The following is a 22193-nucleotide window of genomic DNA, read 5'->3' on the forward strand; positions in this document are numbered from 1 at the left end:
GCTCATGTACGACCCGCTACTTGATAGTCACCCGGGAGAAGGGGAGCGTTACCCCAACAGCTATTGGGCGAGCACCATTGCTGATAGCAATCAAGCACAACAAGTACCGACTCTAGATAGGGATCTTGATACTGACGTGGTCATTATTGGAGGCGGTTACACCGGCTTATCGTGCGCCATACACCTCGCTCGAAACTATGGCATCAAAGCGACTCTTTTAGAAGCAAACCAAATCGGTTGGGGCTGCAGTGGTCGCAATGCTGGCTTTGTGTTGCACTCATCAGGGCGGCGCTCTATTGCTTCTATGGCAAATCAATGGGGCGAGGAGGTCGCAGCTACCATCTACCAGGAAATGCGTCAGGGCGTAGCGTTGGTAGAAGAGTTCATTGCCCAAGGAATTGATTGCGATGTGCAAAGCAAAGGTTACATCAAGATAGCGCACTCGACTCGCCAATTTAAGCAGCTACAGCAACTGGCCAATGTGCAGCAAAGCCACTCAGGTACACCTATAGACGTTCTTACACGCGAGCAGTTACATCGAGATTATATGGCGGATCACAATGCCTATGGCGCAATTCGCTATCAGGATGGGTTTGGCTTAAACCCCTTGAAGTTAGCGTTAGGTTATAAAGAGTTAGCCATGAATCTAGGAGTGAAATTATATCAATCGACTCCCGTCTTAAGTTGGTTGGATAAGCATGGGGGTAAGCAACGATTGTTAACCCCAAAAGGCATTGTTACGGCTAAAAAAGTGGTGATTGCAACTAACGGGTACACCCCTAAAAACTTTAGTCCGGTAATAACATCCAGAACCTTACCTGTGTTGTCGCAGATCATAGTCACTAATCCACTTAACCCCGAACAACTGCAACAAGCGAATTGGTTAACAGATAATGTGGTTATGGATACCCGAGCACTAAAGTATTATTACCGTAAGCTACCTGACAACCGCGTTCTGTTTGGCGGCAGAGGAGCCATTAGTGGCAAACAAGCGAGCAATCCGTACTATGCGTTGCGGTTGCTGAAAGTGCTTAAGAGTAGCTTTCCAAATATCGGTGAACTTACCATTGATTATGCTTGGTCGGGTTGGATTTGTATGACCTTAGATGATATTCCACACATAGGCCATGACAGCAACCAATCAATACATTACGGCATGGGCTACTGTGGCAGTGGCTTGGCGTTTTCCGCTCAAGTGGGCAAACGACTTGCCGACCAGGTATCTGGAGGGACAATTCCAAACATACCCCTATACCAAAGTGAACTGCCTCGATTCCCATTGGCACCGCTGCGTCGGGTCGGGCAGTGGTGTTATTTTCAGTATGGCAAATACGTTGATAGGTTTAATTAGCCAGCGTTCAACTTCCATTCTAACAACGCCCTCTAAAAAGGTGTCTTTTTATAATGAGTTTGTGTGATTATAAAATTTGGTAGTGTGTAAATTATTATGCAATGGAATTCAGCTGATATTTAATGATTTTAACTTGTTGATATTAATGGGTTTTATGCTCTCCTCTAGATTTGTGTGATTTCATCTCTTGTTATGGGGCTTGTGTTCATTGAAGGCGTTACATAGCATGTCGGCATTAACGAGTTAGACCTTTTATTAAAATCCAAAATAATAACTCTTCCAGTTCTTAGCCAAGGCTAATTAGAGCTCGGACGATTTATTATTTTGGATTTTTTTATGGCTGCTCGTTAATAAAAATCGAGATTTACTTTTAACTCTTTACCGACGCGCAAATTTGGTAAAGCCCATTAAATGGAAAGAAACGAGATGCTTAAAAAGACGGCCATAGCGATCGCCTTAAGTACTTTGTTCGGTGCTACCGTGGTGAATGCAGCAACCTTAGAACAAAGCGATAACGGTGATTTTGCAAGCTTGTATGGTGAAGTTGGTGTTGGTGGTTATATCGCGACTAACCCAGATTACAACTACAACGAGCTATACGATACCAAAGGTTATGTAGACGACAGTTTTGCCACGATGGGTGTCACCGGAGAGCGCGATAAGTTTATCTATCGGTTGGAATTAGATTATCAGCGACGCAATTGGCGTGGCGGCGATGGCGAGTTTGAGTTGGCCATTGATAAGGTCTACATCGGATATCGATTTGATGACCATCAGTGGGTTCAAGCAGGCTTAACCGATACCGCATTCGACCGTTATGATCATTTTGGTGACTACACCTTCAATGAGTCGGTTAAAACTCGAGAAGCGGGTGACCAAGAAAATACCCTTAAATACGAAGCAGCTTTCGATAATCTCGTTTATGGGGTGTCCTACTCCTACGAAGGTAAGCATAAAAACGGCGACGCTCAGGGCGACATTGTTAATGGTTATGTCGGCTGGATGAGCGAATATGTTTCTGCGGTAGTCGGCCTTGAAGGCCGGGGCGGTTCCGACGGCGAATCTAAATACGGTAAGCAACGCCTAGCAGGGTTTGGGATGAGAGTTAAAACCTTGCCTCATCTATTTTTTGGCGTAAACGGTTTTGTCGAAGATGAAGATCTATCAACTCGAAAAAGTGGCGATGTTTATCTCAACTACGAGACCTTCCGCAACATGGGTGTAACCCTCACCAGTAAATACGAACTTAATAAATCCACCGACATCATAGCGTCGATAAACCACGAGCAATATGAAAGCTGGGACGTCGAAAGTCCAAATTATGACTACACCAAGCTTGAGCCTGAATACGGTAAAGCCCGACGCTGGGGTAGTTTAGGCGTTAATTATCGTCCGACTAAAGGCATTGAATTGTCGCTCGAAGGGCGGATTGGCGAAGCGCCTGAGGCCGCTTATGCATACACACGCATTTATTTTTAATCGCGTTTTAAGTTAACTGAATATCGAGCTAACCATGAAAAAAAGTTTACTTTGTCTGGCCATGGCCAGTTTTATGAGCGCGAGTGCATACGCTGGCGTTAATGATTTATTGATAACCGAAATGGTGCAAAAAGACCGTACCCCCGAAGTTGGTTCGGTCGAAATTACCAACACTAGCGCCACTGAGGCGTTTACTTTTAGCGATACTACGGCCGCTTATATTCGTGGTAATGGTAAATATGACAACCTAATGCTAAATGCTGCCGGTCAGCCAATTCTTAGTGGTGTTACCTTAGCCGCTGGTCAATCGCTTGTTGTGCTGCATCGTGGTGCAAGTGAAGCGTATAAAAAGCTTGTTACTGATAACGGCGGGCTTGTTGTTATTGGTGAGGGCGATCCGAATACCTCACATTCTGATTTTTACTTAAGTGGCAATGACGGGTTCTTCATCAAAGATGGTGATACGGTAATTGACCGAGTAGGGGCGGTTAATGACGGCAGTGTATGGGCAACAGACACCACATTGCGTCGTCGGTTTGATGCCGATGGCAACGTGCCAGCACCGTCTCCAAGCTACGATGCTACTCAATGGCAAAGCATTAGCCCAGTAGATAAATCAACCGTGGGTAAACCTAATTATGGAGAAGCGTTTGTACCGTTTGTATGTGCCGATCTAACCACGATAGGTAACATTCAGGGCGTAGGTAAAGAATCGCCACTAAAAGGGCAAAACGTAGCGGTTAAAGGTGTGGTGTCGGCGTTCGTTAATCTACCTAAGAAAGGCTTTTACTTACGTGACGTAGTCTCTGATGGGGATGTGCAGACCTCAGATGGTATTTTTGTTGAAAGTAACAAAGCCAGCAGTCAGCTTGTCGGTCAAACGTTATGTCTAGGTGGCAAAGTTCAAGAATCCTTTGGTCAAACTCAGCTGATGACTAATGATTGGGACGTTGTAGATAGCAACTTCACGCCAACAACGCCTACCGATATTGAAGTTATTGATGCAGATGGTACTTCTTTTGAAAATACTCTAGAGCGCTACGAGGGCATGTTAGTCAACTTGCCGCAAGACATGAATCCGTTAGAAGACGGTGAGCAAAACATGCACGTAGCACGCAGCTTCAGCTTTAATTACGACAGCTTTAGAAACAACTTAACTTTGGCTTATAAGCGTCCAAACATCCAACCAAACCAGCTTAACGTTGCCGGTTCGCCCGAAGCTAAAGCGGCTGCGGCACAGAACTCTGACTATCGTTTGATTATTGAAAGTTCAAACAAAGCCGGTAATGGTGACATCCCATACTACCCCGATTTCATTACGGATACTGCCAACAACTACATTCGTATCGATGACAGTGTTGTGGGTATGGAAGGGGTTATTAATTACGGTCACGGCGACTTTAGCTTAACGGTAACCAATACACTTAATAGCCAAAACTTCATCAAAAATGAGCCTCGCACCGACAGTCCCGCTATCGATGAGACGGTTGAGAAAGATCATTTTCCGGTGCGGGTAGCCAGCCTTAACCTATATAATTTCTTCACCTCTCCGTTTGGCGGCGCTCAAAACCAATTTGGACAAAGCCGTGGTGCTGATACTCAGCTTGAGTTCAACCAACAGAAAACCAAGCTCGTACAAGCCATCCGTAGCCTAGATGCTGATGCGGTTGCCTTAATGGAAATGGAAAACAACGGTTTTGGTATTACCAGTGCCATCGCTGATCTGGTTAACGAAGTTAACGTTTATTACAACGATGAATGGGCCAATAACCGCGACAAGCCGTTCTCCACTGAAAACCGCTATGTATTTGTTGGTTTTGACCACAATGGCAACCAAATTCTCGATGATCTCGATGCTTTGGGGTCTGACGCCATCGCGACCGGTATCATATACCGTCCGAGCAAGCTCAGTATTGAGCGAGCTCGAGTGATTGCTATGCCTCAACAGAAAGCCCCAGCCATTGTTAACGACAACAATGAAGTGATTAAAGATGATCGTGATGAGTTACTTGAAAGTGGTCAAAACTATCACCGTGACGCGCTAGTGACTACCTTCTTAGTTAACCAAACCGGTAAGCGTTTAACCCTTGCGGTTAACCACTTTAAGTCAAAAGGGTCTACCTGCTGGGAAGATTGGCAGGGGGTTGAGTTCGGTGATGCTACCACTTGGACAAAAGACGCTCCGAATGAAGACTTGCAAGGCGCTTGTGCGGCGTTCCGTATCGCCGGTGCCGTGCGTCTGGGTGAAGAGCTAAACAAGATTGACGGCGATAAGGTAATCTTAGGTGACTTGAACTCCTACGCTCAAGAAGATCCTCTCTTGGTGTTAACTGAGAATCCGCGTAACAAAACCTTGATGACGGCTAGCCATACTTTTATTGGCCAAAAACCTCAGTTTAATCGCGATGGTTCACCGGTGCCAATTACTCACAGCTACGGATACATCAACATTATTTCTAAGCTGTACGCTGCTAGAGGTAAGACTCCTTGGAGCTTCTCATACAGTGATGAAGTAGGCTCGTTGGATCATATTCTAGTGTCACCATCACTAGAAGGGCGAGTTATTGATGCGGCGGACTGGCACATTAATGCTGCCGAGTCGAACTTGTACGACTATAACCAAGAGTACAAGCCCGTAGTTCAGGATGGGCCTCATAAGTTCTACCATCCCGATCAGTTCCGTTCGTCGGACCATGATCCAGCGTTAATGACACTGAGCTACCTTCCAGGTGAAGCCGATAAAGACCGTCCAATGTATCTAACCAAGTTAGAGAAATTGGCAGAGGTTCCCTATCAAATTCCTGCCGGTGTTGAAGTTCAACCGGGTGATGTGGCAACGGTTAAGCTCTCTCAAATGGACAAAGACCTGCAGTTGGATCTTGACCAGTTAGTAGAGCCTAGCGTTGTGATTAAATCGGCTGATACACAGTTAGTGAACTTTGAAGTGTTCGGTGCACCATCGGCTTACTACACGGTGTCTATGCAATTAACTCGAGATGGCAAAGTGGTTCCAGGATCACAAAAAACCGTCGACGTTCAAATCGCTAATCGCGATTCACTCGTGGCGGAAATTACCCGGGAAGAGAAAGATAACACCGGAGGCAGCTTTGGACTGTTCGGCTTGTTAGCTCTGTTTGGTTTCTCAAGTATTCGTCGCCGTAAATACGGTTAATGCAATACCGAGTCAGCACGCGGCGGGTGTCGCGTGTTTTCATCAATTTATCAGTAAGATTTGATTATGAATAAGACATTTAGTGCACTAACATCGGCCGCTACTTTATTGTTAGTGACGGTTTCATCGGCGGCAAGAGCCGACTTAGTAATTACGGAATACGTAGAAGGTGGTGGCCAAAACAAAGCTGTTGAGGTATCTAATCTAGGTACAGACGCCGTTAATTTGGATTCTTCCAAATATGTGTTGACGCTATACTCCAATGGCAAGACAGAGCCAGGCAATTCTGCAACATTAACGGGCTCATTAGCGGCGGGCAAAAGTGTCGTTTTTCACAATGGAGATGCTGAAGACGAGTTTAAGGTAGGGACTGCCTCGACTGTAACGTATTTTAGTGGTGATGATGCTATTGTTCTATCGAAAGATGGTACGCCAATCGATCGTTTTGGAAAAGTGGGAGAGCGCCCTGATAAAGCATGGTTAGATCCTAACAATCCTAACTTTTCGACGGTTAATAAAACCTTACGCCGTAAAGCAAGTGTAACAACTGGTGATGCGAATATCAGTGCAGCGTTTCCCGGAGCCGACAATCAATGGCTTGTATTCGATCAAGATACCAGCGATGGTTTGGGTTGCCCAGGTGAGGGCGCATGTACCAAAGAGCCTGGTTCGCTGATCATATCTGAATACGTTGTAGGCTCGTCCTACAACAAAGCGGTGGAGCTATCCAATGTCGGTGGTAGCGCTTTGGATTTGGACGCAGCAGCGTATAAATTAGTGCTCTTTACCAATGGTAAAACCACTCCTGAGCAAACGGAAACACTTTCTGGTACGCTGAATGCCGGTGAGTCCATTGTGTTTTACAACAACCAGGCCTCTGACGACTTTAAAGCGGTTGGTAGCGCATCTCAACTTACCACGTTCAACGGTAATGATGCTTTAGTCTTATATAAAGACGATGTTGTGATCGATCGCTTAGGTAAGCTAGGTGAAGACCCAGGCACGGCGTGGACAGATCCTAACAATGCAGACTTTACCACCAAAGGTAAAACCCTTCGTCGTCAAAATGCGGTTAGAGTCGGCGAAACGGATGCAACAGCAGAGTTTCCTGGAGCCAATAACACCTGGATCGTGTTCGACAAAGATACTGCTGATGGCTTAGGTTGTTCAGGCGAAAGCGCTTGCTCTAGCACTGGTGGCGATACCGGTTCTACCGGAGGTACGCCTGTGGTACCGAATCCAAACCAAGGACCTTGTAATAACTGTGAAAATTTGACCGCGGTTGCCGATCCTGCAAGTTTCGATATCAACGTCTATTACTCAGCTGTTGATAGTGGTAGCTTTGACAACCCTGAAGCCATGAAAGATGCTATCTCGGCGGTAATAGCTAAGGGGCATCACAAGCTTAGCTACAAGCAAGTGTGGAGTGCCATCACATATGCTGATGAAGATCCAAGCAATCCAAACAATGTAATCGAGCTATATACCGGTGCGTCTACCTCTAAATACAGCAATGGTGGTAACCCAACGGATTGGAACCGCGAGCATACTTGGGCTAAGAGCCATGGTTTCCCTCGCGAATCCATGAACGGATACACAGATGCTCATCATTTGCGTCCAGCCAACGTTAAAGTAAACGGCATTCGCAGTAACTACGACTTTGATGAGTGCAGCGATACCGGTACCGAAGTTCAAGGGGCACCTGGCAACTACTTAGATGCCTCAAAACGTTGCTTCGAGCCTCGTGATGAAGTGAAAGGCGACATTGCTCGTATGATCATGTACATGGATACTCGTTACCAAGGTAATGACCAAAACATGCCTGACTTAGTTGCGGTTGATCGGATCACTACCAAAGACGAAGTATCAGCAAACCAACCTTATATTGGTAAGTTGTGTACCTTGTATAAGTGGCATCAACAAGATCCTGTCGATGCAACAGACCAACGTCGTAACGATGCGGTATACAAGTATCAAGGTAACCGTAACCCATACATCGATCATCCTGAGTGGGTTCAACAGGTTTATGGGGCTCAATGCGGTGACGCGCCAACACCGCAGCTGGACGTGAATTTTGTGGTGAACGCTCCTGAAAAAGTTGTTGAAGGTGACACGCTAACCATTGATGCATCAGCAACTGTGGCGGTTGATGGTTCCGATATTACCTTTAACTGGGAGCAAGTCGCAGGCCCAGATGTTACCTTTAGCGCTGATAAACCTGTTCTAGAAGTGACCGCTCCAGAGGTGGCTCAAGACAGCCAGTTGCAGTTTAAACTTACGGTAACCGATGGCACGTTAACCGCGTCTAAATTGGTCAACGTTACCCTTGAAAACGTACCCTTTAGTTTGGATGTAAGCTTCGATGGAATTACCAAACTAATCGAAGGTGATAGCACGACCATTACGGCCAGCATTGCTCAAGCCCCAGAAGACCTCACTTACCTTTGGAAGCAGGTCTCTGGCAATCCAGCGGATTATGATTCTAACGGCCTTGTGCTAAATGTCACTGCACCTGAGGTAGCCCTAAACCAGTCACTGGTGTTTGAGCTAACCATTTCTGATGGTTCAGAGCAGGTTGTTAAACAAGTGAATCTTGAAGTGACGAATGTTAATGCCAAGGAGTCGGGTTGGACTCAACCGGATGGTGCCGGTAGCTTTGGGTTAGGATTGCTATTGTTACTGCCGTTGGCCTTAAATCGCCGTCGCTAGCAAGTTCTAAAAACACGAGCTTTTAATAAGCCAGTTGCTGATATTTTTACTCAGCAACTGGCTTTTTGTTGCGCACTTGTTTTGCGCGCCATATCTCAACATTTTATATATATTCTTTACACTTGAGTAACACCTGACGCGTTAATAGAGTTTCTAAGAATAGTGGATCTACTTCAAATTTATAAAAAGTTTACTTGTGATTGATTTAACGGTTTACGTCGTTATGTTGATGCGAATCACGCATATTTTTATGAAAGTTCGAGCCGACAGCTTTTGATAGCTCCTATTCAACGGCTTGTATGACAATAATTTGAAAGTTGCCTGAGCCCTTGATGGTTTGAGTTTTAACTTATTGTATTTAATGAGTTATTTGCCCTTCGTTTTGGTACTGTGAACAAGCGCGCACTCTTGTTCTTGCCATGATCTAAGCACTTTTCTAGCATTGCCGCGTTAATTTTTTGATGCTCAATAATAAATAGCTTGGGAAGAGTTTGGTGCATATGTGTAATTTCGGTTACCGATCCACTTACTTATCGTTTCTATTTCATTTCTAGATCAAACATCAAAATCTTAATCCAAATCTTTCAATAAATTTTTGCGTCTGCAAAGGCAACTGGCAGGCGGACGCTTACAGACTGGAAATAAGTGCGATGCTAAAAAGAACGGCCATTGCGATCGCTTTGAGCTCTTTGTTTTTCGCGGATGCAGCAGATGCTGTCACGTTGAAACAAAGTGATAATGGTGATTATGTTCGCTTGTACGGTGAAGTGGGTGTAGGGGGGCATTTTTTAACCAACCCTGATTATAACCACGATGAGTTTTACGACACCAAAGGTTATGTTGATGATAGTTTCGCGACCATGGGCATTACCGGTGAGCGCAGTCAATATCTCTACCGCTTAGAATTAGACTATCAACGTCGAAACTGGCGCGGCGGCGATGGTGAGTTTGAACTTGCTATCGACAAAATGTACGTCGGCTATCGTTTCGATGACCATCAATGGGTTCACTTTGGCTTAACAGATACAGCCTTCGATCGTTACGATCACTTTGGTGACTTTACCTTCAATAAATCGGTGGAAACGGGTGAAGCCGGTGACCAAGAGAATACCATCAAGTACGAAGCTCACTTCGAAAACCTCGTATATGGTGTTTCTTATTCCTATGAAGGCAAGCACAAAAACGGTCAACTTCAAGGCGACATAGTCAACGGTTACCTAGGGTGGATGGGCGACTATTTCTCAGCCGTAATTGGTCTAGAAGGCCGCGGTGGCGCTGATGGCATTTCTAAATATGGCGAACAGAAACTGGCCGGTCTAGGCATGCGAGTTAAAGTGCTGCCTAGTCTATTTTTCGGGCTAAATGGCTTTATTGAAGATGAAGATTTAGCAACTCGTAAAAGTGGCGACGTTTATCTTGGCTACGAAACCTTCAGAAACTTTGGTGTAACGCTAACCAGCAAATACGAAGTCAATGCGGCTTGGGACATCATTGCTTCAGTCAATCACGAGCAATACGAAAGTTGGGACGTTGAAGGGCCTAACTACGATTACACCCAACTTCCTAGAGAGTTTGGTAAAGAGCGTCGCTGGGCCAGCCTAGGCTTCGATTACCGACCTGAGCGTGGAATCGTTCTATCACTTGAAGGCCGTGCAGGAGAAGCTCCTGAGGCGGTTTATGCCTACGCTCGAATCTATTTCTAATTCGATTGCCAGCTAAAAAATGAAAGAGTTTACTATGAAAAAAAGTTTACTTTGTCTGGCGGTCGCCAGCTTAATGAGTACCAGTGCTTTTGCGGGTGTTAACGATCTGCTAATCACAGAAATGGTACAAAAAGATTTTGGGGCGGAGCTTGGCTCTGTTGAAATTACCAACACCAGTGCTACTGAAGCCTTTACCTTTACCGATACTACGGCAGCGTATATGCGTGCTAATGGTCGATTTGACAATCTCATGTTAAACGCCAACGGTAATCCAATTCTATCCGGTTATACCTTACAACCGGGTCAGTCAGTTGTTGTATTGCATAAAGATGCGAGCGACGAGTACAAGAACATTATTACCGCTAACGGCGGTATTTATGTGATTGGCGAAGGCGATCCAAATACCAGCTTTTCCGATTTCTATCTAAGCGGTAATGATGGCTTCTTTATTAAGGATGGCGATACGGTTATTGACCGCGTAGGCGATCCGGATAACGGCAACGTTTGGGCGCCTGACACCACCTTGCGTCGTCGACAAGATGTGGATGGTAACGCACCTCAGCCAAGCAATAATTACGATGCTTCGCAATGGCAAGTTATAAGCCCGCTTGATAAATCTGATGTTGGTGCCCCGAATCTAGCAGACCCTTACGTACCGTTTGTTTGTGCCGATTTAGTAACCATTGGCGAGATTCAAGGACCGGGCTCCGAATCTCCTCTTAAAGGTCAAACGGTCGCTGTTCAAGGTGTGGTCAGTGCGTTTGTGAACCTGCCTAAAAAAGGGTTCTACCTAAGAGATCTAGTTTCTGACAATAATCCGCTTACTTCTGACGGTATCTTTGTAGAGAGTAGCAAAGCCAACAGCACCTTGGTTGGGCAAACCTTATGCCTTGGCAGTGAAGTACAAGAGTCCTTTGGTCAAACGCAGCTCAGCGCAGAAAGCTGGGATGTCATCGACAGTGGTTTCACGCCAACGGTTGCCACTGAAATCGAAGTGTTAGAGTCCGATAATGGCTCTTTTGCGACAACGCTTGAACGCTACGAAGGCATGCTAGTACGCTTGCCTGAGGACATGAATCCGTTGTTGGATGGCGAGCAAAACATGCGCGTTTCGCGTACCTTTAGCTTTAACTACGACAGCTTCCGCAACAACATGACTTTGGCTTATAAGCGTCCGAATGTGCAACCAAACCAATTGCATGTTGCAGGCTCGCCGGAATCAAAAGCTGCGGCTGCGCAAAACAACGATTATCGTCTGATTGTTGAAAGCTCCAGTCGTGCCGGTAACGGTGACATTCCATACTTCCCTGATTTTGGTGTGGATCCGCATCAAAACCACATTCGCATTAACGACAGTGTTGTGGGTATGGAAGGTGTTGTTAGCTACGGTTTTGGTGACTACCACTTAACCGTAACCAACACGCTAAAAAGCCATAACTTTATTAAGAATGATCCTCGCAGCACTACACCTACGATTGACGAAACCGTTGCACCAGATCATTTCTCTGTTCGCATCGCAAGTTTCAACTTGTTTAACTACTTCAACTCGCCGTTTGGCGGTGCCCAAAACCAATTTGGACAAAGCCGTGGTGCCGATACTTACCTTGAGTTCACTCAACAAAAAGCCAAATTAGTTGAAGCGATTCGCGCGTTAGATTCCGATGCGGTTGCGTTGATGGAAATGGAAAACAACGGTTTTGGATTAACCAGTGCCATTGCCGATCTCGTGAACGAAGTAAACGTGTTCTACAACGACGAATGGGCAAACAACCACGATAAACCAAACTCAACGGAAAACCGTTACGTGTTTGTTGGGTTTGACCACAACGGTAACCAAATTCTAGACGAGCTTGACGCACTAGGCTCAGACGCGATTGCAACCGGAATTATCTATCGTCCTGCAAAGTTAAGCATTGAGCGCACTCGGGTTGTGACTATGCCACAACAAAAAGCGCCAACCATTGTTAACGACAACAACGAAGTCATTAAAGACGGTCGTGATGAAATTTTAGAAAGCGGACAAAATTACCATCGTGATGCCTTGGTTACTACCTTCTTAGTTAACCAAACCGGTAAGCGTTTGACCCTTGCGGTAAACCACTTCAAGTCCAAAGGTTCCACCTGTTGGGAAGATTGGCAAGGTGTTGAGTTTGGAGACGCTACAGTGTGGACCAAAGATGCACCTGACCTCGATTTCCAAGGTTCATGTGCGGAGTTTCGTGTCGCAGGTGCAGTGCAACTTGCTGAAGAACTCGAAACTGTGGTTGGTGATAAGATCATCCTTGGTGACTTGAACTCTTACGCTCAAGAAGACGCCATGTTGGTGTTAACCGATAATCCGCGTAACAAAACCCTAGAGACCGCAAGCCACACCTTCATTGGTCATAAACCTCAGTTCAATATGGATGGTTCTCCGGTTCAGATTGCTCACAGTTATGGTTACATTGACATTATTTCTAAATTGTATGCCCAACAAGGAAGAGTCTCTTGGAGCTACTCATATAACGATGAAGTGGGTTCATTGGACCATATCTTGATTTCTCCATCGTTAGAAGGGCGAGTAATTGATGCGGCGGATTGGCATATTAACGCGGCCGAATCCAACTTGTACGATTACAACCAAGAATATAAAGACGCTCAAGATGGCGTCGAGCATAAGTTCTTCCGTCCTGACTTGTTCCGCTCTTCAGATCATGATCCGGCTCTGTTGACCTTAAGCTACTTACCCGGTGAAGCGGATGCTGATCGTCCAATGTATCTGACCAAGCTTAACAAGCTGCTTAAGGTGCCTTATCAAATCCCTGCTGGTGTTGAAACCTTAACCGGGGATGTAGCGACGGTTAAATTGACTCAAAAACACGACGATGAACAACTCGATCTTGGCCAGCTGGTTGAGCCCGACGTGGTATTGCGTCGTGATGGCGTTGAGCTGGTTAACTTCGAAGTATTCGGCGCTCCATCCGCTCATTACTATGCGACATTTCAATTGCTGCGTAATGACGAAGTGGTTCCAGGCTCTGAAGTTACTGTTGAGGTACAGATAGCGAACCGAGATTCCTTGGTCGCTCAAATCAAACGCGAAGACAAAGACTACACAGGTGGAACAACCGGCTTACTGAGCTTGTTGTCACTACTTGGTTTGGCCTTGTTGCGTCGTCGCAGCGTCCACTAACTCATTTACCGGCTAAGCGCACTGTACCCGCAGTGCGCTTGACACTAACGAAGTAAAAAGAATTGATTATGAAAAAGAAAATCAGTGCATTAGCAACCAGTGTGGCGGTGCTGTTAGCAAGCGTTTCCAGTGCTGCCCATGCTAACCTTGTTATTACTGAATACATCGAAGGCAGTAGTAACAATAAAGCCGTAGAAATATCTAACTTGGGCAATAGCACTATTGATTTAGATGCCTCTGAGTACGTGCTAACGCTCTACAGTAACGGAGCAGGCTTAGATAAACCGGGCAACAAAGCTACACTTACCGGTAATTTAGCACCGGGAGAGAGTGTGGTTTTCCATAACTCGGGTGCTGCGGATGAGTTCAAAATTGGTACCGCATCTAACGTAACTTGGTTTAATGGAGATGATGCTTTAGTACTATCAAAAGACGGCGTTGCGATTGACCGGTTTGGGCGCGTTGGGGAGCGACCAAGCGGAGAATGGTTAGACCCGAATGACCCAGATTTCTCATCAAAAGACAAAACCTTACGTCGTAAAAGCAGCGTAACCAGTGGCGATACCGACGTAACAGGGGAGTTTCCTGGGGCGAACAACGAGTGGGTTACCTTTGATATCAACACCAGTGACGGTCTTGGCTGTCCAGGCGAAGGGGCGTGTGGCGCTTCTGCAGGTCCTGGCTCGTTGATCATCACCGAGTACATTGAAGGAACGTCAAATAATAAAGCCATTGAGCTTTCAAACGTTGGTGGTGAAGCGCTTGATTTGGATGCCTCTGAGTACAAGCTAGTACTGTATTTTAACGGTCAAACCACTCCGGGCAACTCAGAAACTCTATCCGGAATGTTGGAGCCAGGTGCCTCAATCGTTTTCCATCATGCCAGTGCGGCGGACGAGTTTAAAATCGGTAAAGCATCTAACGTTGTTTGGTTTAACGGTGACGATGCGGTAGTACTCTATCAAGACGATGTTGTGATTGACCGTATTGGGCGCTTGGGTGAACGACCTAAAGACGAATGGCTCGATCCAAATGACCCGAACTTCTCCACCAAAGATAAAACGCTGCGTCGTAAAGACAGCATTAAAGTGGGTGAAACCGATGCAACAGCACCGTTCCCAGGTGATGACAATCAGTGGGTTACTTTCCCGGTTAATACCGCTGATGGTTTAGGTTGCATGGGCGAATCGGCCTGTGATGAGCCTCCTGTAGTGCCAGACCCAGATCCAGAAGGTCCGTGTAATAACTGTGAAGAGCTAGATCCGGTTGCTGACCCGAATACCTTCGATCCAAACGTCTACTACTCAGAAATTCTTAATGGCAACTTCGATTCTCCTGAAGCCATGAGAGCTAAGATTTCAGAAGTCATTGCCAAAGATCAACATCGCTTAACCTATAAGCAAGTTTGGACGGTTATGTTGTACTCGGACAAAGATCCAAATAATGAAAAGAGCATTATCGAGATCTACACAGGCAACAGCCGCAGTAACTACCATAATGGCAGCGGTCAAGATGTCTGGAATCGCGAACACGTTTGGGCGAAGAGCCATGGTTTCCCGAGCGAGTCTCAGCTAGGTTATGTGGATGCGCACCATTTACGTCCAGCGAATGCTCGAGTGAATACCATCCGCAGCAACTACGATTTCGATTGGTGTAGCGATACCGGTCGTGAAGTCGATGGCGCACCGGGCAACTACGTGGATTCAACTCGCCGTTGCTTCGAACCTCGTGACGAAGTGAAAGGTGATATTGCTCGTATGATCCTGTACATGGATACCCGTTATCAAGGGGCGAGTAGCGACGGTAACATGCCGAACTTAATTGCGGTTGACCGGTATACCACAACTGAAGAGTTAGCAGCCAATGCGCCTATCCACGGTAAGCTATGTACTTTATACACTTGGCATCAGCAGGATCCTGTAGACGAAGTGGATCAACGCCGTAACGATGGCGTTTACACTTATCAAGGCAACCGCAACCCGTACATCGATAATCCGGATTGGGTTCAACAGGTATACGGTGATCAATGTGGCGACTCTCCAAATCCTGAACTTGACGTAGATTTCGTCATTGCAGCACCGGCCGATGTTTACGAAGAGCAAGCCTTTTCCATTGATGCGTCACAAACCACCGCAGTTGATGGCTCCGCTCTGACGTTCAAGTGGGAGCAGTTAATTGGACCTGCATTGGACTTCGATGCTGAGCAAGCGCAACTTTCGCTCATGGCGCCAGAAGTGAATGCTGATACCGAATTGCAGTTTAAGCTAACGGTCAGCGATGGAACCCATCAAGCCACTCATGTAGTTACTGTGATTGTTCTAAATGTTCCTCTGCAGGTGTACGTAAGTTTCGATGGAAATACCAACCTAAACGAAGCGGACAGTACAACCATTACCGCTACCGTTGCTAATGCACCGGATGATGTCACTTACCAATGGCAACAAATATCTGGCGAATTTGCAGACTATGATTCCAGCGGTTTGGTATTAAATGTGACGGCGCCAAGCGTCGCCTTAGACCAAGACTTAGTCTTTGCACTCATCATAAGCGATGGTGTCGAGCAAGTGACAGAAACGGTTGCAATCTCGGTCAGCAATGGTCCGCAAAGCGGCTGGACTAAGCCAGACGGCGCCGGTAGCTTTGGCCTTGGTTTATTGTTCTTGCTGCCTTTAGCGCTACGTCGTCGCTAAATAGTTAACGGGCTGCTTTTTAAAGCCAGCGATAAGAGTGCTAACTCTGTCGCTGGTTTTTTTATGCCTTGTATAAAAAATCTCCGCTTTCCCTTTTGCTGAAATACCCTTATGTTAACTGTTAACAATATTTTTAGTTGATAGCTAAGGAAGGCCGCGATGCAATGGCTACGTATAATGATTGTTGTGCTTGCAACTTTTACCCATTCAAGTTGTGTTTATGCTCAGCTTAATGCAAGCGACTCTCATCACTCGTTTAATCAGCGGTGGATGTTTATAGAAGGTGATGATGTACGCTATAGCAACAACGGTTACGATGACAGCCACTGGCAAACGGTCGATTTGCCTCACGACTGGAGTATAAAAGCAGGTTTTGATCAAGCTTATGATGGCGCGACCGCATACTTACCAGGTGGTGTTGGCTGGTATCGAAAAACCTTTGATGTACAGCAGAGCCAACGAGATAAGCTGTTTTATTTGTATTTCGATGGCGTTTACGCAAACAGCGAAGTTTGGGTTAACGGCAAAAAACTTGGCGGACGGATTAACGGATACTCGCCGTTTTATATCGACATAACCAATGCGTTGACCGTCGAAAAACCAAACCTTATCGCAGTCAAGGTTGATCATAGCCGTTATATAGACAGCCGCTGGTATACGGGCTCCGGAATCTATCGTAACGTCGAATTAAGGGTAACTGACCCGCTCAATATCCCAATTTGGGGAACATTTGTTACCACTGATAAGGTGTCAAAAGATAAGGCTGACGTTTCTATTGAAGTCGAAATAGACAATCGATATTCACATATAAAACAATTGGAACTGTTAACGCGGATAACCGATGCAAAGGGTAATCAATACCGCTTAGTCAACAAAAATATAAGTATCGATGCCAATTCAAGCGATCGCTTTCTTCAATCCACCACGATAGAAAACCCAATTCTTTGGGATATTGATTCGCCCCATCTTTACCAAGCCGAAACCGAACTGATAGTGGATGGAAAAACCATCGCTAGTTACCATACTCGCTTTGGCATTCGAAGCTTTCACTTCGATAGCGAACACGGTTTTAGCCTTAATGGGCGCTCGTTAAAGATTAAAGGTGTTAACTTGCATCACGATGCCGGGTTGGTTGGCACTGCGGTGCCTAAAAAAGTCTGGTATCGACGACTACAACGCTTAAAGGACGCTGGTGTTAATGCGATTCGTACTGCTCATAATCCAGCTTCTAGCGAGTTTCTTGATTTGTGCGATGAAATGGGCTTCCTTGTGCAAGCTGAAATTTTTGACGAGTGGGATAACCCCAAAGATAAGCGATTAAATCAATGGGAGCGTCATAGTGACGATATTAGCCGAGGCTATGCAGAGGTGTTTCAACTTGAAGCACAAGCGGATTTAAAAGATGCAATTTTACGGGACAGAAACCACCCCTCCATTATTATGTGGAGCATTGGCAATGAAATTGAATGGACTTATCCAAGGTACAAAGCCGCAACCGGTTATTTCGATATGAACGCCAAGGGTAACTATTTCTATAACCCTCCTTTTATTTCGCCAGAAGCCATCAACAAGCGATTTCACGATAGCGAGGAGGGCAAATATGTGCTGGCTAAGACGGCCAACAAGTTGTCTCGATGGGTAAAGGAAGTCGACACCACAAGACCCGTTACGGCCAATTTGATTTTGCCTTCAGTGAGCCATATTTCAGGCTACACCGATGCGCTTGATGTCATTGGTTATAGTTATCGACGTGTTATCTATGATTATGGTCACAGGTTGTTTCCCGGTAAGCCGATTATGGGATCCGAAAACGTAGTACAGTGGCACGAATGGAAGGCCATCGAAGAGCGTGATTTTATAGCCGGTACCTTTTTATGGACGGGTATCGATTATTTAGGCGAGGCGCACAATGCTTGGCCTCGAAAGAGTACCGAAAGTGGTATGTTAGACACCGCCGGGTTCACCAAGCCGTCTTATCACATGATAAAATCCCTATGGTCCGATAAACCCCACGTATACATTTCAAGTCAGGTTGAAGAAAAGTCGCTATATCGCAGCAACGCTGATGGTGATGTAGTAGAGCGAGAGCCCGGTGCCTGGCAACAACGAGTTTGGATTTGGCAAGACGTCAATCGCCATTGGAACTACCCCAATCAAGCACCTGTGATTGTTGAGGTCCTGAGTAACTGCGATTCGGTTGAGTTGTTTGTAAATAAGGTATCGTTAGGCATTCAAAAGCAATCTGACAATCCCGATCGAATACTGAAATGGTTTACCCCATTTGAAGCAGGCACGATCGAGGCCAAGGGAGTAGGGGCGTGCCAAGCGAGCGACAGCATCACCACGTCCAATAATGCCAATCAGATTCAACTTAGCGCTGATACTCACGGATTGTCACTGGTGAAAGATGAAATAGCGCACATTGAGGTACAACTGCTGGATAGCCAAAGCAATCCGGTACGACATCAAGAGCACCGCATTGAATTTGTGGTTTCAAGCAATCTCGAGATAATCGGAGTTGATAATGGCAACAGCGCTACCATGGAAACCTATCATAGCAACCAATTAACGACGCATTTAGGACGAGCGTTGTTAATTGTTAGAGCTAAGGAGGGCGGTATAAGCTCGGTGGCCGTTAAAGCTCAGGGCATTCAATCCAATGAAATAACCTTTAACCGTCAATAATTTGATGGGAGTTGGGTATTGAGTGTGGGCTCTGTACTTGTGCGCCTTATCAGCATACTATCGTGCACAGAAAACGCGTGACCATAACAAACTAAGCTAATCGCTGTTGAGATTTTATGAAAAAAATAACCCTATTGTTGTCCTTTGTGCTGGCGAGTCTGTGCGTTCCTCAGCTGGCTAGCGCCGATGAGTCAAAACCCACGGTCGTCATGATTTCCATTGATGGCTTTCGTTGGGATTACATTGAACTTCACCAAGCCAAAAATATCGCTAAAATAGCGGGAAAAGGCGTTCGAGCGAAGTCGTTGACACCGGTATACCCAACCAAAACCTTTCCAAATCATCTATCGATAATAACAGGACTGCGCCCAGCCAATCATGGCATTGTGGATAATCGCTTTTGCGATAAAACTCGACCCAATTGCTACAAGATGGGAGAAGGCTATAAAGACAGCAGTTGGGTTTCCGGTATTCCACTGTGGAATCTAGCCGAAATGCAGGGGGTCAAAGCCGCAACCTACTACTGGCCCGAGTCGGATGCTCGCATCAACGGTATAACACCAAGTTATTTTTATCATTATTCGAAGCACAGTGATTACCAAGGCCGGCTTGACCAAATGGTTGCGTGGTTAAAATTGCCAATGGCGCAGCGCCCTCAATTCATTGCCGGTTATTTTTCACTGGTAGACACCATGGGGCACGATTTTGGACCAGAAAGCAAACAAACCTACGAAGCGGTGCAGTTTGTCGATGGACTGATAGGCGAGTTTGCTGAAAGACTGGCTAACGAAATTGATACGCCGGTTAACCTAGTGTTGGTATCCGATCATGGTATGAGTGAGGTTGATCCAACGCAGAGCATTGCACTTGATACACTGCCCATTAGCGAAGACGATTTTACGATTCTAAATGGTGGCACTCGAGTCTTGCTTTATAAAAAGCCACATCGAGACCTTGACTTGGAATCGATAAAATCCAAACTTAACAGCAAAAGTGATGGACGCTTTCACATTGTGAGCGACGAGTTCTTGCAACAACACGGTTATTTAAACCACCCAAGAACGGCTGACATTATTATAGAAACCACAGCTCCACGAGCGTTTAGCTGGAGTGGACAAGTGAAGTATCGAGGCACACACGGTTACCAAGTAACCAAAGACATGGGTGGTTTTTTTGTCGCAGATGGCCCTGCGTTTAAATCTCAAACACGCATCGGGACAGTTAACACCTTAGATATCTATCCCACATTGGCGCACATACTGGGGTTAGCCTTGCTAAGCCCAGTGGATAGTGACGGTGCCAGCTTAAAGCAAGCACTGAATTAAACGTCATTCCACAGCAAGATGTCCGACTTTTACGAATAAAAGCGCGCCATCTTGTTTTGTAAACGGTTTATGTTGGCTTAAATGAGGGCTGCGTATCCAACTTCCTGCTGGGTATTCGCCCCATTCATCATAAAAAGTCCCTTCTATGACGAAAATTTCTTCGCCTCCCCAATGTTTGTGTGCGCTAAATTGGGTGTTGGGAGCCCATCGGACAAGGGCAACTTGCTCCGATTCAAATTGATGAAGCGATAACACCGACAGTCCCTCCACCAAGCCGGGTCGAAAGGCTTGGTTATAGCTGTCAATGGCGAGCTGACTAACATCCTTGTCATCGAATTGATGAAGCTTAACTAAAATGGTCGCTCCAGCTGCGCCAATTTGCGGTTTATGCTTGGTTCCGATGGGGTTGCGCAGGTAATAGCCTGGGCCATAGCTGCCGTGCTCATCCGCAAATTCGCCAGCGAGCACCAATATTTCTTCGCCACCATTGTGTTGATGGGCCGAAAATTCACTGTGGGGTTGATAGCGAACAAGAGAGGTAGCTCGGGCTACTTCATCACCAATGCGATCAAGCATCATTCGTTGCACGCCAGGCATAGGAGAATCCAGCCATTGATAATCGTCAGGACGGATAACTACGCGTTGTTTAAAATTAGCATTTATTCGTAAAGTCATGGGTTTTATCTTCGTTTGACCCTTGCTTGGCTCATAACTTATCATCTTGGGCTCATTGTGAACAAATTAGGCCTAAAGGAGACTATGACCATGGAAGCTCCGCTATTTGAACGACTGGGCAAAGAGCCGGGGATCACTCAGTTTGTCAGTGATTTGGTCGATGCGCATCTTGCTAATCCTGTTCTAGTACATCATTTTAAAAATAGCGACACAAACCGACTCAAGCGCATAGCTACCGAGTTTGTGATTACCGCGGTTGGCGGTCCACGATGTTATAACGGTAAAGGAATGAAAGCGGTTCATAAGGGAATGAAAATAAGTGCTGAAGAGTTTATCCAGGTGTTGGATGATGCGCTGATTGCTCTCGACAAGAACAAGGTTGCTCAGCGGGAACGGGAACAAGTACTTTGGCTACTTTATAGCTTGAAAGCCGACATCCTAAGTGCGCAGTCAACCAACTAACCTGTAACGATAAATGCAGCAATTATTAAGCCCCATCATACAGTTTCTTCATTGCGAGACCCCGCAAGCTTGGCTTAACGAAGCTAAGAAACCACAACATTTACCGACATTATTGTTGGACCACCTAATGTGCGAACTAAAAGCGGCCCAAAGCGCCATGTTATTGATTCGCAAATACGCCGTAGATAAGGAAAGCGGTGACGCTTTGTTGGCATGGTTAAAGCCGTTTGAGGACTTTGCTTATCGAAAGCAAGGTGATTGGCGAGACCTTGCTCGACAGAACAGACTCACTAAAGCAATGATACCAAAATCCACGACAGTCTATGGTGAAGACTTGATCGACAAAATGGTGTTACTGATCAAAGAAGAGTTACATCACTTTTATCAAGTATTAGAAATGATGGAGCAGTTAGGCATTGCCTACGAAAATATTGCTTCTAGTCGTTATGCCAAAGGGTTACTGCTGCAATCGAAGAACCACGAGCCGCAGGCATTTGTCGATAAACTGATTATTGGTGCATACATTGAAGCTCGCAGCTGTGAGCGCTTTGCCAAAGTCGCACCATTGGTGGATGCACGGTTGGGCGATTTTTATGTGTCGTTGTTGCGCTCTGAAGCCCGCCATTATCAGGATTACCTATCGTTAGCTCAACAAGTGGCCAATACTGATATTAGTGAGCGAATTCGGTACTTCGGTGCGATAGAAGCCAGCTTAATTTCATCAGCTGACCAAGACTTTAAATTTCACAGTGGCGTGCCCTGTTGATGCA

Annotated in this window: 12 protein-coding genes; 11 read left to right on the forward strand and 1 reads right to left on the reverse strand. The window is 45.9% G+C overall.

Going from position 1 to position 22193, the window contains the following annotated elements; all coding sequences use genetic code 11:
* The first annotated feature begins 4 nt into the window (after positions 1-4).
* From CLC91_RS11870 to CLC91_RS11910, 9 genes are all read left to right on the forward strand, one after another.
* Positions 5-1351 (forward strand): NAD(P)/FAD-dependent oxidoreductase, encoded by a 1347-nt coding sequence (locus tag CLC91_RS11870; protein WP_095498980.1) that lies wholly within the window; start codon positions 5-7, stop codon positions 1349-1351.
* A gap of 426 nt (positions 1352-1777) precedes the next feature.
* A complete protein-coding gene (locus CLC91_RS11875) occupies positions 1778-2830 on the forward strand; it encodes a hypothetical protein (RefSeq protein ID WP_095498981.1) in 1053 nt (350 codons plus the stop codon).
* 34 nt (positions 2831-2864) lie between these two features.
* Positions 2865-6002 (forward strand): ExeM/NucH family extracellular endonuclease, encoded by a 3138-nt coding sequence (locus CLC91_RS11880; RefSeq protein ID WP_095498982.1) that lies wholly within the window; start codon positions 2865-2867, stop codon positions 6000-6002.
* 66 nt (positions 6003-6068) lie between these two features.
* Positions 6069-8711, forward strand: coding sequence for an endonuclease (locus CLC91_RS11885; RefSeq protein ID WP_095498983.1), 2643 nt, complete (start codon positions 6069-6071; stop codon positions 8709-8711).
* Positions 8712-9361: 650 nt separating this feature from the next.
* On the forward strand, positions 9362-10414 hold the full coding sequence (locus tag CLC91_RS11890; protein ID WP_095498984.1) for a hypothetical protein: 1053 nt from the start codon (positions 9362-9364) through the stop codon (positions 10412-10414).
* Positions 10415-10448: 34 nt separating this feature from the next.
* The gene (locus CLC91_RS11895) at positions 10449-13586 is read left to right on the forward strand and encodes an ExeM/NucH family extracellular endonuclease (RefSeq protein WP_095498985.1); all 3138 of its coding nucleotides are present in this window, start codon (positions 10449-10451) and stop codon (positions 13584-13586) included.
* Positions 13587-13654: 68 nt separating this feature from the next.
* On the forward strand, positions 13655-16276 hold the full coding sequence (locus tag CLC91_RS11900) for an endonuclease (RefSeq protein ID WP_095498986.1): 2622 nt from the start codon (positions 13655-13657) through the stop codon (positions 16274-16276).
* Between the two features lie 159 nt (positions 16277-16435).
* Positions 16436-18961, forward strand: coding sequence for a glycoside hydrolase family 2 TIM barrel-domain containing protein (locus CLC91_RS11905; RefSeq protein ID WP_095498987.1), 2526 nt, complete (start codon positions 16436-16438; stop codon positions 18959-18961).
* A gap of 116 nt (positions 18962-19077) precedes the next feature.
* Positions 19078-20286: an alkaline phosphatase family protein gene (locus tag CLC91_RS11910; RefSeq protein WP_095498988.1), complete on the forward strand. Its 1209-nt coding sequence runs from the start codon at positions 19078-19080 to the stop codon at positions 20284-20286.
* Between the two features lie 3 nt (positions 20287-20289).
* On the opposite strand, the gene CLC91_RS11915 is transcribed toward CLC91_RS11910, so the two are convergent.
* The gene (locus CLC91_RS11915; RefSeq protein WP_095499010.1) at positions 20290-20961 is read right to left on the reverse strand and encodes a cupin domain-containing protein; all 672 of its coding nucleotides are present in this window, start codon (positions 20959-20961) and stop codon (positions 20290-20292) included.
* A gap of 90 nt (positions 20962-21051) precedes the next feature.
* Between CLC91_RS11915 and CLC91_RS11920 the strand changes: the two genes are divergently transcribed.
* Positions 21052-21423 (forward strand): group I truncated hemoglobin, encoded by a 372-nt coding sequence (locus CLC91_RS11920; RefSeq protein WP_095498989.1) that lies wholly within the window; start codon positions 21052-21054, stop codon positions 21421-21423.
* Positions 21424-21436: 13 nt separating this feature from the next.
* Positions 21437-22189 carry a tRNA isopentenyl-2-thiomethyl-A-37 hydroxylase MiaE gene (gene miaE, locus CLC91_RS11925; RefSeq protein WP_095498990.1) on the forward strand — a complete coding sequence of 251 codons (753 nt, stop codon included), beginning with the start codon at positions 21437-21439 and terminating at the stop codon, positions 22187-22189.
* The last annotated feature ends 4 nt before the right edge of the window (positions 22190-22193 follow it).

The sequence above is a fragment of the Paraferrimonas haliotis genome, assembly GCF_002282895.1.
In the GTDB taxonomy this organism is placed as follows: Bacteria; Pseudomonadota; Gammaproteobacteria; order Enterobacterales; family Shewanellaceae; genus Paraferrimonas; species Paraferrimonas haliotis.